This is a genomic window from Sphaerisporangium sp. NPDC049002 (assembly GCF_040649355.1).
Taxonomy (GTDB): domain Bacteria; phylum Actinomycetota; class Actinomycetes; order Streptosporangiales; family Streptosporangiaceae; genus Sphaerisporangium.
This window is the reverse complement of sequence record NZ_JBEZFH010000012.1, coordinates 41,113-53,008: the sequence shown is the minus strand read 5'-3', so window position 1 is coordinate 53,008 and position 11,896 is coordinate 41,113. Positions and strand designations below refer to the sequence as shown.

Here is an 11,896-nt window from a genome sequence, read left to right as displayed (position 1 = left end):
TCGTGACATACCCCGAACGTCTGCCCCGGAGGGGCGAAGGGCCCCACATCCAGGGCAGATCAGCCGGATGCGAGCAGGGCTCGGGCATGCCAAAACGCCGTGTCCGCGAAGGACACGGCGTCGTGGAGAAAGCCCGAGCCTACTTGGCGGGCTGGAGGGTGGCGACGCGCTTGGCGATCGCCGACTTGCGGTTCGCCGCCTGGTTCTTGTGGATGACGCCCTTGCTGACAGCCTTGTCGAGCTGACGCGACGCGGCGCGCATGAGGACGGCCGCCTCATCCACGTTGCCCTGCTCGGCGGCCTCGCGGAACTTGCGAACCGCCGTCTTCAGGGACGACTTGACGGCCTTGTTACGCAGCCGGGCCTTTTCGTTCTGCCGGTTGCGCTTGATCTGGGACTTGATGTTCGCCACGAAGAAGCCTCGGTGAAAGTCGATGGATGGGGCGCGCGGGCAGAGAGGGCGCGCCACACGCAGTTGAACAGGGTACCAACATGCCGGGACCACGCTCAAATCGGAGGCCACGGCACACCCCTGCACCCTTATGTTAGCGCAGCGGCGAGCTTGGTGGTCTTGGTGCCGGTAAACTGGAGCCCGAGCGCGGCACCGGCACGCCGGCGAGACGGGGCGGAAACACCTCGTCCGGGCGGTGTGCGGGCGCGACGCCGCGCCGATCTGCTGTCCAGGTGACGCTGTCCGGGTGCCCATCCGGGCGTGCCACCATGGGTAGCGGCTGCCCTGCCAGCCTTCTGATCGTCGTCAATCTGCCGAACGGACCCCGGTGCGCATCCACCCTGGCCAGACCGACCCCGCGCTGATCCGCAATTTCTGCATCATCGCGCACATCGACCACGGCAAGTCCACGCTCGCCGACCGGATGCTCCAGCTCACCGGTGTGGTCGACGCCCGGCAGATGCGCGCGCAGTATCTCGACCGCATGGACATCGAGCGCGAGCGCGGCATCACCATCAAGTCGCAGGCCGTCCGGCTCCCGTGGGACGGCCACGTGCTCAACATGATCGACACCCCGGGCCACGTCGACTTCACCTACGAGGTGTCCCGGTCGCTGGAGGCCTGCGAGGGCGCCGTGCTCCTGGTGGACGCGGCGCAGGGCATCGAGGCGCAGACGCTGGCCAACCTCTACCTGGCCATGAACGCCGACCTGCACATCATCCCGGTGCTCAACAAGATCGACCTGCCCGCCGCGCAGCCCGAGAAGTACGCCCAGGAGCTCGCGGGGCTCATCGGGTGCGACCCGTCCGACGTGCTGAAGGTTTCGGGCAAGACCGGCGTGGGCGTCAAGGAGCTGCTCGACCACGTCGTCCAGCACGTGCCCGCCCCCGTCGGCGACGCCGCCGCCCCCGCGCGGGCGCTGATCTTCGACTCGGTCTACGACACCTACCGCGGTGTCGTCACCTATGTCCGGGTGGTCGACGGGCAGCTCTCCAAGCGCGAGCGCACGGTCATGATGTCCACCGGCGGCACCCACGAGACCCTGGAGATCGGCGTCATCTCGCCGGAGCCGGTGCCGTCCGTGTCGCTGGGCGTGGGCGAGGTGGGCTACCTCATCACGGGCGTGAAGGACGTGCGGCAGGCGCGCGTCGGCGACACGGTGACCTCGGCCGTACGTCCCGCGGCGGAGCCGCTCGGCGGGTACGACCACCCGAGGCCGATGGTGTACTCCGGGCTGTATCCCATCGACGGCGACGACTATCCCGAGCTGCGCGAGGCCCTCGACAAGCTGCGCCTGAACGACGCGGCCCTGGTCTACGAGCCCGAGACCTCCGCCGCCCTCGGGTTCGGCTTCCGCTGCGGCTTCCTCGGCCTGCTCCACATGGAGATCGTGCGCGAGCGGCTGGAGCGCGAGTTCAACCTCTCGCTGATCTCCACCGCGCCGAACGTCATCTACCGGGTGGTCATGGAGGACGGCAAGGAGCTCATCGTCACCAACCCGTCGGAGTTCCCGGCCGGTAAGATCGCCGAGATCCACGAGCCGGTGGTGAAGGCCACGCTGCTCTCGCCGTCCGACCACATCGGCGCGATCATGGAGCTCTGCCAGGGCCGCCGGGGCGCGCTGCTCGGCATGGACTACCTCTCCGAGGACCGCGTGGAGATCCGCTACACGCTGCCGCTCGGCGAGATCATCTTCGACTTCTTCGACCAGCTCAAGTCCCGCACCCGGGGGTACGCCTCGCTCGACTACGAGCCCTCGGGCGAGCAGGAGGCCGACCTGGTCAAGGTCGACATCCTGCTCCAGGGCGAGGCCGTCGACGCCTTCAGCGCGATCGTCCACCGCGAGAAGGCCTACGCGTACGGCGTCGAGATGGCCAAGAAGCTCAAGGACCTCATCCCCCGGCAGCAGTTCGAGGTGCCGATCCAGGCGGCCATCGGCGCCCGCGTGATCGCCCGCGAGAACATCCGTGCCATCCGCAAGGACGTGCTCGCCAAGTGCTACGGCGGTGACATCAGCCGTAAGCGCAAGCTGCTGGAGAAGCAGAAGGAAGGCAAGAAGCGCATGAAGATGGTGGGCCGGGTCGAGGTCCCGCAGGAGGCCTTCGTCGCCGCGCTCTCCACGGAGGCCCCCGCCGCCGACAAGGCCAAGAAGTAGCCGAGGGGCCGTCCGGGGCGCGAGCCGGGCAGGCCGTCCGAAGCGTGGAGCCGGGGCCCGCCTCCTGGGCATCGGGCCAAGGCCCGCCTCCGGAGCATCGTGCCGGGGGCGGCCCGTCCGGGGCACCGGTCCCGGAGCGGCAGACTGGGAGCGTGCCTTCCGTACTTCTCGACGGCGACGCCGTTCCCGCGTCGGGCGAGCTGCCCGCGAGCGCCCATGAGGGCCTCGGCACGCGGCCGTTCGGCTTCTACGTCCATGTGCCGTTCTGCGTGACCCGCTGCGGATACTGCGACTTCAACACCTACACCGCCACCGAGCTGGGCCCCGGCGCCTCCCGCGCCGACTACGCCGCCACGGCGATCGAGGAGGTGCGCCTGGCGCGCAGGGTGCTCGGGGACGCCGAGCTGCCGGTGGAGACCGTGTTCTTCGGCGGGGGCACGCCGACCCTGCTGCCCGCCGGCGACCTGGTGAGGATCCTGCGGGCCGTGGACGAGGAGTTCGGGCTGGCGCCGGGCGCCGAGGTCACCACCGAGGCCAACCCCGAGTCGGTCGACCCCGCCTACCTCGAAGGGCTGCGGGCCGGCGGGTTCAACCGCGTCAGCTTCGGCATGCAGAGCGCGAAGGAGCACGTGCTGGCCGTCCTCGACCGGAGGCACACCGCGGGCCGCCCGGCGCGGGCCGTACGAGAGGCCCACGACGCGGGGTTCGCGCACGTCAACCTGGACCTGATCTACAGCACGCCGGGGGAGAGCGACGACGACTGGCGGGCCTCGCTGGCGGCGGCGATCGAGGCCGGTCCCGACCATGTGTCGGCCTACTCGCTGATCGTCGAGGAGGGCACCCGGCTGGCCGCGCGGATCCGCAGGGGCGAGCTGCCCATGCCCGACGACGACGTGGCCGCCGACCGGTATGTCATCGCCGACGCGATGCTGTCGCAGGCCGGGTTCTCCTGGTACGAGGTGTCCAACTGGGCCACATCGGAGGAGGCCCGGTGCCGCCACAACCTGCTCTACTGGACCGGCGGCGACTGGTGGGGCGTGGGGCCCGGCGCGCACGGCCACGTGGGCGGCACCCGCTGGTGGAACGTCAAGCATCCGGCGGCCTACGCCTCGCGCCTTGCCGCCCGCTCCTCGCCGGCCCACGCGCGCGAGGTGGTGTCCGAGGCCGACCGGCATGTGGAGCGGCTGATGCTGGAGCTGCGGCTCGACACGGGGTTCCCGCTCGCGGAGATCGGCCTGGACGCCCGTACAGCCGTCGCCCGCGCCCTCGGAGACGGGCTGCTGGAGCCCGGGGCCTTCAGGAGGGGCCTCGCCGTGCTCACGCTGAAGGGCCGGCTGCTCGCGGACGCGCTGGTGCGCGACCTGACCTGAGCGGCGCCGCGGGTCACGCGCACGCCGCCCGGCGGGCCCGCGCCTTCCGCCGGTCCGGCGGCTTCAGCCGATCAAGCCTCAGCTGACGAAGCGGATGGTCATCGGGTAGCTGTATCTCTCGCCGCGGTTCGCCGCCACGGCCGCGATGATCATCACGATCAGGGAGCCGATCCACACCACGAACATCAGCAGGACGCCGATGATGAAGAAGGCCAGCACGAAGCACACCGCGTAGGCGATGAACAGCGTGATCTGGAAGTTGAGCGCCTCGGCCGACTGGTCGCGCACGTAGGGCGACTCGTCCTTCTTGACCAGGTACAACACCAGCGGGCCCATGAACGAGGTGAGCAGGCCGAGCAGGTGGGCCAGCATCGCAATCGTCGTGTCGTCGGTCCCCGGGCGCGGCCCGTACATCCCCGGCACATGCGGCCGCGCCGCGTAGGGCATCTGCCCGTACGGCGCCTGCCCATAGCCGCGCTGCCCATAGCCGGGTTGCCCGTACCCCTGCCGGTCGTAGCCGGGTCGCCCATGATCGGGATCGCCGTACCCCTGTGGCCCCTGGCCGGGGGCCCCGTATCCCGGCTGGCCGTACGCCGGTTGCCCGTATCCCGGTTGCCCGTAGCCCGGTTGCCCGTCCTCCGGTCGCCGGTCGTGGGGGTGGTCGTCGGGGCGGCGGTCCTGCGGAGTCTCGCTCATGCCTGCACCTCGTTCTCGGTTGTCACGAAGTCGATCAGCTCCTCGACGCGGCCGAGAAGCTCCGGCTCCAGGTCGGTGAACGTGTGGACGGAGCCGAGGATGCGCCGCCAGGCGTCCGCCGGCTCCAGTCGCCAGCCGAGGGCGCCGATCACGCCCTCCTTCCACGGCACCCCGCGCGGGACGGAGGGCCAGGCGGGGATGCCCACGGCGGAGGGCTTCACCGCCTGCCAGATGTCCACGAAGGGGTGACCGACGATGAGCACCTCCGGACAGGACACCCGGGCCGCGATCCGGCTCTCCTTCGACCCCGGGACCAGGTGGTCGACCAGCACCCCGAGTCGCCGCCCCGGGCCGGGCCCGAAATCCTCCACGATAGCCGGGAGATCGTCGACGCCTTCGAGGTACTCGACGACGACGCCCTCCACGCGCAGGTCATGGCCCCAGATCTTCTCCACCAGGGACGCGTCGTGCACGCCCTCGACGTAGATGCGGCTCTCCCGGGCGACGCGCGCCCGCAGCCCGCCGACGGCGATCGAGCCGGACGCGCTGCGCGCCGGGCCCCCCGCCGCGGCAGGAGCCGGGCGCACGAGCGTCACGGGCTTGCCGTCGAGGAGGAACGCGGCGGGCGCGAGCGGGAACACCCGCCGGCGCCCGAACCGGTCCTCCAGCGTGACGGCCTCCTTGTCACAGGCCACCACGGCCCCGCAGAAGCCGCCCTCGGCGTCCTCCACCACGAGGTCGGGCTCGGCGGGGACCTGCGGGATCTTCCCGCGTAGCGGCCTCCGCCAGTCGCCGGCCAGAACGTCCCGTCCGTAGTCCCGCATACCTGGGCACGCTAGCAAAGATCACGCTCCGGGCGGCGTGCCCTGCGGCCACGCGCCACCGTAGGAGGCGGCGGCCCGGCGCTTGCGGGCGCGGCTGCGCCGGACGAGCACGACGATCGTGGTGACGACCGCGAAGACGAACCCGGCCAGCGGGATGAGGACCAGCGAGGCCACTCCACCGGCCAGCGCGCCCGTGCTGCCGGCCAGCGACTTGCCGACACCGAACAGGACCTGCTTGCCGTCCGACGCGTCACAGCTGATCTTGTACGTGCCGGCCGCCGGGACGCCGATGGTGAACAGCGACTCCCAGAGCCGCCCGTCCGCGGTGACGGTCTGCTTGGACGTCGGCTTGGTGAGGTCGGCCTTCTTGCCCTCGGCGTTGAGCGCGAAGCAGGTGACCTTGGCGGGCCCGGACGTCGAGGCGTACAAGATGGGCTTGTCCGCGGGGTCGATCGCCGCGGACACGCTGCCGCCGCTCTCGAAGGTCTGCGTCGGCGCCGCGTCGTTGAGGGTCTTGGACACCCCTCCGGCGAAGCCGGCGACGCCCACGACGACGCAGACGATGGCGATGAGCCAGGCCAGCACGATCCACAGCACGCGGGGCCGGATGGGGCCGGGGGCGGAGTGAGCAGGGGACCCGTAGGGCCGCTGCTGCGAGCCGGGCGGCGGGGGAGGCGGCGTGCCGTACGAGGGGCCGTAGGAAGGGCCGCCCTGAGGGGCGCCCTGAGGCGCGTCGTACGAGGGGCCCGACGGGGCGCCGTACGAGGGGGCCGCCGGGGTGCCGTACGAGGGGGCCGCCGGGGTGCCGTAGGAGGGGGCGCCGGGGGAGTTGCCATATGCGGGCGATCCGTAGGAAGGGGCGCCGCCGGCGGGCGCGCCTACGGACGGGGAGCCGGGCAGGGGACCATGGTCGCCGGGGGAGTTGGGACGCGGAAGCCTGGTGGTCGCGTCGTTCAGCCGGGGGTCGTTCTCACTCATGTACCAGAGTGTGGAGGATCCGACTTGCCGAGCGATAGCAAGTGGCTTGACCCTGACTAGGGGAGGTCGTGCGTATGGGTTATCGCACCCTGTCGGCCGGAGCCGTACACTTGGCACTCGGGAACACAGAGTGCCAGACCAGGTGTTCACGCAGGCACGAACGCAGGGCAGGGAGGTGAGCACGTTGCTCGATGAGCGTAAGCTCGCAGTTCTGCGCGCCGTTGTCGAGGACTACGTGTCCACCAACGAGCCGGTCGGGTCCAAAGCGCTCGCGGAGCGGCACAATCTGGGGGTCTCTCCGGCCACCGTGCGCAACGACATGGCCGTGCTCGAAGAGCAGGGTTACATCACGCAACCCCACACCAGCGCGGGTCGCGTGCCCACCGACAAGGGCTACCGGTTGTTCGTCGACCGGCTGTCCCAGATCAAGCCGCTGTCCGGCGCCGAGCGCCGGGCCATCGAGACCTTCCTTGCGGGCGCCGTCGACCTCGACGACGTCGTGACCCGCACGGTGCGGCTGCTCGCGCAGTTGACTCGGCAGGTCGCCGTGGTGCAGTATCCATCGCTGATCCGTTCCACGGTCCGGCACGTCGAGCTCGTGCCGCTGGCCGAGCGGCGGATCATGCTGGTGCTGATCACCAACACCGGGCGGGTCGAGCAGCGAGTCGTCGACCTTCCCGATGTGGTGGAGGACGACCGGATCGCGCATCTGCGGGCGGTGCTCAACGCCTGCCTCGACGGATGCCGCCTCAACCGCGTGCCAGAGACGGTGGCCGACCTGCACGGCCGGCTTCCCGAGGAGGACCGGCCGGTGGCGACCACGATCCTGTCCGTTCTCCTCGAAACCCTGGTCGACCGGCACGACGAGAAGATCGTCTTCGCCGGGGCCGCCAACCTCGCGGGCGACTTCAGCGTCGGCCTGCGCGAGGTCCTGGAGGCTCTGGAGGAGCAGGTCGTGCTCATGCGGCTGCTCGGCGAGGCGGGCGACTCGGCCGCGCTCACGGTGCGGATCGGCTCGGAGAATCCCTACTCCGGGCTTCACGGCACCTCGATCGTCGCCGCCGGATACGGTTCGGGCGACAATGAACTGGCTCGGCTCGGAGTGCTGGGCCCGACGCGAATGGACTACCCGGTGACTATGGGAGCGGTGCGCGCAGTCGCACGCTATGTCGGCCAGATCCTGGCGGGGTCCTAGGTGGCCCGCGACTATTACGGCATCCTCGGGGTCCGCCGTGACGCCAGCCCGGATGAGATCAAGAAGGCGTATCGCCGCCTCGCGCGCGAGCTCCATCCCGACATCAACCCCGACCCTGAGACGCAGGAGCGCTTCAAGGAGATCAACCAGGCGTACGAGGTCCTGTCGGACCCGAACAAGCGCCAGATGTTCGATCTCGGAGCCGACCCCTTCGGCGGCGCGGGCGCCGGCCCGGGAGCCGGTGCGGCCGGCTTCGGCGCGGGCTTCCCGTTCAGCGACATCATGGACGCCTTCTTCGGCGGCGGTGGCGGGTCCCGCGGGCCCCGGTCCCGGGCGAGGCGCGGGCGCAACGCGACGATCCGCGTCGAGCTCGACCTGGCCGAGTCGGCGTTCGGCACCACGCGCGAGCTGGTGGTCGACACCGCCGTGCTGTGCGAGATCTGCCACGGGTCGGGCGCGGCGTCGGGCACCCACCCCGACACCTGTGACATGTGCCACGGGCGCGGTGAGATCTCGCAGGTCACCCGGTCGTTCCTCGGCCAGGTGATGACCGCTCGCCCCTGCCCGCAGTGCGGCGGTTTCGGGTCGATCATCCAGCATCCCTGCCAGGAGTGCTCCGGCGACGGGCGGGTGCGCACCCGGCGCACGATCAAGGTCCGCATCCCGGCGGGCGTCGAGGACGGCACCCACATCCAGCTCGCCGGAGAGGGCGAGGTCGGTCCCGGCGGAGGCCCCCCCGGAGACCTGTTCCTGGAGATCGTCGAGCGGCCTCACGAGATCTTCGAGCGGCGGGGCGACGACCTGCACTGCACGGTCCAGATCCCGATGACCGCGGCGGCGCTCGGCACGATCCTGACCGTGGAGACGCTCGACGGCGCCGAGGAGATCGACGTGCGGCCCGGCACCCAGGCCGGTCACGTCCTTCCCCTGTACGGCCGGGGCATCCAGCGGCTCAACGAGACCGGCCGGGGCGACCTGCTGATCCACGTGAACGTGGAGACGCCCACCCGCCTCGACCCGGCCCAGGAGGAGTTGCTCAAGGAGCTGTCCAAGCTGCGCGGCGAGGAGCGCCCCCCGGGCAAGTTCGCCCCCGGGCAGCAGGGCTTCTTCTCCCGCCTCAGGGACGCCTTCAACGGCCGCTGACCCCTCGGAGCCAACACAAGGCACCCGCCGGACTCGGCACGTAAGGCATTCGCCGGAGCCCGTACGGCCCGTGGTTCGCGGAGGTCGTGCGGGCGTGGCTAAGGTTTGCGGGTGAGCGTCCCCGTCTTCCTCGCCGACGACCTGTCCGGGCAGGAGATCGTCCTTTCCGGCCCCGAGGGGCGGCACGCCGCCACCGTGCGGCGGTTGCGCGCCGGTGAGCGCGTCGACCTGACGGACGGCAGGGGCGCGGTCGCCGAATGCGTCGTGCGCGACGTCGCCAGGGACTCCCTCCGGCTGGAGGTCCTCGGCCGTCGCACGGTGCCGGCGCCGGCCCCGCGCCTCGTGGTCGTCCAGGGCCTGCCCAAGGGCGACAGGGGCGAGCTGGCGGTCGAGATGATGACCGAGGCCGGGGTGGACGTCATCGTCCCCTGGGCCGCCGCCCGGTGCGTGACCCAGTGGAAGGGCGACCGCGCGGGCAAGGCGCTGGCCCGCTGGCGCTCCACCGCCAGGGAGGCCGGCAAGCAGGCCCGGCGGTTCCACCTGCCGGAGGTCACCGAGCAGGCCACGACGGCCGAGGTGGCCGCTCTGCTGCGGGGCGCGGCCGTCGCGGCCGTACTGCACGAGGAGGCCGAGGCGCCCCTGTCCCAGCTCGCCCTCCCCGCGTCCGGCGACATCGTGACGGTGGTCGGCCCCGAGGGCGGGATCACCGGCGAGGAGGTCGAGCGGTTCAGGGAGGCGGGCGCCACGACGGCCCTGCTGGGCCCCACCGTGCTGCGGACCTCCACGGCCGGCGTGGCCGCCGCCGCGGTGCTGCTCACCCGCTCCGGCCGCTGGTGACCCCGGCCGCCGTCTCGGGCCGTTGGTCACCCTGGCCGCCATCTACGTACGGCCGCTGGTGAGGCCGGGCGAGGACGGCGGCCCCGCCTCGCGCGGCTTATAGCGCGGAACCCCTGGCGGCGGGCCCTCTCCTGGGGAAACACCCGAGGTCTTTCCGGTTCTTGTCCCGCAGGACGTCTGGCGGCAACCTCTGTGTCGCTCGACGTGCACCTTCCGGCAGACGCTTCACAGCGGCAACACCGATGCGCCTCCGGACTCACCCCTTGCCGTAACCGAAGCTGGTCAGGCTGTCCTCGCCCTGGTCGGGCGGACACGGTGAGAGGCAGAGAGACATGTTGCTACCAGGAAGCCGCATCGCTGTGGCCGTGGCGGCGCGCCAGGCGCCGCGGCGATCGTGATCCACGGCGGGCCGCCCGCGGCGGCCGGCAGCGAGCCCGAGGCGGCTTCCGGCCGGCAGGAAGCGACTCTCCCCGTGCCGGGCGACCCCGGCGTGCCGGTGTACCCGCCGGTGGCCTGGGTGGTCGCTCCGGCGCGCGTCCCGAGGTCCTGGGACCTGCTCGGATGGCCTATGCGCGTCGTTCTGGTGCTGGCGATGGTCATCGCGCTCGTGGTCGTCCTCCTTGGGGTGTTCACTACGGCGTTCGAGGCGCGGGCGGAGGCCGGGGCGACCGCCCCGGTACGGCCGGCGCGAACAGATTCTGGATGGTTGGTTCGATGAGGAGCACGTCCAATGGCCGGATGCGGTCGGCGCGCCGGCGCGTCGGCTGGTTGAGCACGCTGGGTCTTGTGCAACTGCTCGCCGGCGGCCTCGCCACCGTGGGGGCGATGGCCACGGTCTCGGCACCGGCGCCCACCGTGCGGGAGGTGACGGGCGGGTCGCTCACCTGGGCGGTCGCCGAGCGGCTGGGTGCCGGGGACCACGTCGAGGTCACCCTCTCCGGCGGAGCGGAGCGCGACCGTGAGGGCGTGTTCCGCTTTCCCGCCGCCGGAGGCGCCTACGATCCGGAGACCGGAACGGGCACCGTGACCTACGGCGGCAGCGTCACCGTCGTCCGTGACCACAAGGGCGTGGTCATCGCCAACCCCGTGGTCGTGATCGACGGGGCGGATTCGACGCTGCGCGCCGAGGTCGGTACGCCCGGCCCCACGCCCACCGCCGCACCGGCTCCCACCGGCGCCGGTGAGACGCCTCCGGCCGGCGCCGTTCCCATGGTCACCCCCACGGAGAACGCTTCCGGCGTGCCCGTGCCCGGCGCATCGGACGCCGATGGCAAGCCCCTTACGGAGCTCGCCCGGCTGAGCGTCGTGAAGGACACCGCGGACGTACGAGGACAGGCGGTCACGTGGACCGCCGTGCCCGCGACGGCCACCGAGGCCTCGGCCGGCGCGCTCGCGGGGCTGCTCGGCGACGACGAGGCGCTGACGCCGGTGACGATCGCCCTCACCTACGACCAGGAGCCCGCCCTGGGCGCGGGGGAAGGTCTGCTCACCTCCGGAAGCCCGACGCCGAGCGGGTCCTCGACGCCGAGTCCGAGCTCCTCCCCGTGTACGTCCGGAAGCCCGTCCGCCTCGGTCGGCGCGACGCCTTCGGCCGGGTCGAGCCCTTCGGCCGACCCCACGCCGAGCCCGTGCGTCAGCCCGTCGAGCACCGTCTCGCACTCTCCGTCACCGAGTCCTTCGGCGACCTGTCCCACCTCGGCCCCGACGACGTCGGCCGGCCCCTCCGCGTCCGCGAGCCCCTCGGCGTCCGCGAGCCCTTCGGCCTCGGCCGATCCCTCGGTGTCCGCGACCCCCTCCTCCTCGCAGGCCCTCAGCGCGGTCACCGGCGGTGCGAACGTGGTGCTGGTCCACGCCCGGACGATGACGGAGAGCCCCAGCCCGAGCGCCAGCCCCAGCGCCAGTACGAGCCCGAGCGCGAGCCCCAGCCCGAGCCCGCTCGGCACGACGTCGGGGTGCCCCACGACCAGCTCGTCTCCCAGCCCGAGCGCCTCCGGCTCTCCTTCTCCCTCGCCGTCCGGATCGAGCTCGCCGAGTTCGTCTCCCACCCCGAGGAAGACCGTCACGCAGCACACCACTCTCCCCGCCGTGAACACCGGTGACGACGACACTCTGGCCAAGACGGGGGACGGGTACGTCATCCCGCTGATGACCCTCGGCATCGGGTTGATCGCGGGTGGTGGCATCACCCTGCGGGCCTCCCGCAGGACCGTCTACCTCCGCGACGACCTGTGACGCACCTCGTCGAGT

Annotated in this window: 11 protein-coding genes; 7 read left to right on the top strand and 4 right to left on the bottom strand. The window is 71.7% G+C overall.

Annotation, left to right across the window (positions count from 1 at the left end):
* Positions 1 to 139: 139 nt before the first annotated feature.
* Complete coding sequence (rpsT, locus tag AB0B89_RS04930) at positions 140 to 412, bottom strand: 30S ribosomal protein S20 (RefSeq protein WP_358548234.1); 273 nt, start codon at positions 410 to 412, stop codon at positions 140 to 142.
* Between the two features lie 373 nt (positions 413 to 785).
* Between rpsT and lepA the strand changes: the two genes are divergently transcribed.
* The gene (gene lepA, locus AB0B89_RS04925) at positions 786 to 2,606 is read left to right on the top strand and encodes a translation elongation factor 4 (RefSeq protein WP_358548283.1); all 1,821 of its coding nucleotides are present in this window, start codon (positions 786 to 788) and stop codon (positions 2,604 to 2,606) included.
* 152 nt (positions 2,607 to 2,758) lie between these two features.
* Positions 2,759 to 3,976 (top strand): radical SAM family heme chaperone HemW, encoded by a 1,218-nt coding sequence (hemW, locus tag AB0B89_RS04920; protein WP_358548231.1) that lies wholly within the window; start codon positions 2,759 to 2,761, stop codon positions 3,974 to 3,976.
* 78 nt (positions 3,977 to 4,054) lie between these two features.
* Here the strand turns inward: hemW and AB0B89_RS04915 are convergent, their stop codons facing one another.
* From AB0B89_RS04915 to AB0B89_RS04905, 3 genes are read right to left on the bottom strand one after another with little or no spacing between them, the layout of a single operon-like run.
* A complete protein-coding gene (locus AB0B89_RS04915) occupies positions 4,055 to 4,672 on the bottom strand; it encodes a DUF4870 domain-containing protein (protein WP_358548229.1) in 618 nt (205 codons plus the stop codon).
* Positions 4,669 to 5,496: a DUF3097 domain-containing protein gene (locus AB0B89_RS04910; RefSeq protein ID WP_358548226.1), complete on the bottom strand. Its 828-nt coding sequence runs from the start codon at positions 5,494 to 5,496 to the stop codon at positions 4,669 to 4,671. Before AB0B89_RS04910 ends, AB0B89_RS04915 begins: the two co-directional genes overlap by 4 nt.
* Before the next feature lie 21 nt (positions 5,497 to 5,517).
* Positions 5,518 to 6,474, bottom strand: a complete 957-nt coding sequence (locus AB0B89_RS04905; protein ID WP_358548223.1) for a hypothetical protein — start codon at positions 6,472 to 6,474, stop codon at positions 5,518 to 5,520.
* Between the two features lie 184 nt (positions 6,475 to 6,658).
* Here AB0B89_RS04905 and hrcA point away from each other — a divergent pair, with 184 nt between their 5' ends.
* The 5 genes from hrcA to AB0B89_RS04880 all read left to right on the top strand — a co-directional run bounded on the left by hrcA (position 6,659) and on the right by AB0B89_RS04880 (position 11,881).
* Entirely contained in the window at positions 6,659 to 7,669 is a 1,011-nt protein-coding gene (gene hrcA / locus AB0B89_RS04900; protein WP_358548220.1) for a heat-inducible transcriptional repressor HrcA, read from the top strand.
* On the top strand, positions 7,670 to 8,812 hold the full coding sequence (gene dnaJ / locus AB0B89_RS04895) for a molecular chaperone DnaJ (RefSeq protein WP_358548217.1): 1,143 nt from the start codon (positions 7,670 to 7,672) through the stop codon (positions 8,810 to 8,812).
* Positions 8,813 to 8,923: 111 nt separating this feature from the next.
* Complete coding sequence (locus AB0B89_RS04890; RefSeq protein WP_358548215.1) at positions 8,924 to 9,649, top strand: 16S rRNA (uracil(1498)-N(3))-methyltransferase; 726 nt, start codon at positions 8,924 to 8,926, stop codon at positions 9,647 to 9,649.
* Between the two features lie 394 nt (positions 9,650 to 10,043).
* Complete coding sequence (locus tag AB0B89_RS04885; protein ID WP_358548214.1) at positions 10,044 to 10,367, top strand: hypothetical protein; 324 nt, start codon at positions 10,044 to 10,046, stop codon at positions 10,365 to 10,367.
* Entirely contained in the window at positions 10,364 to 11,881 is a 1,518-nt protein-coding gene (locus AB0B89_RS04880) for an HtaA domain-containing protein (RefSeq protein ID WP_358548212.1), read from the top strand. The genes AB0B89_RS04885 and AB0B89_RS04880 overlap by 4 nt, the downstream gene beginning before the upstream one ends.
* Positions 11,882 to 11,896: the final 15 nt, after the last annotated feature.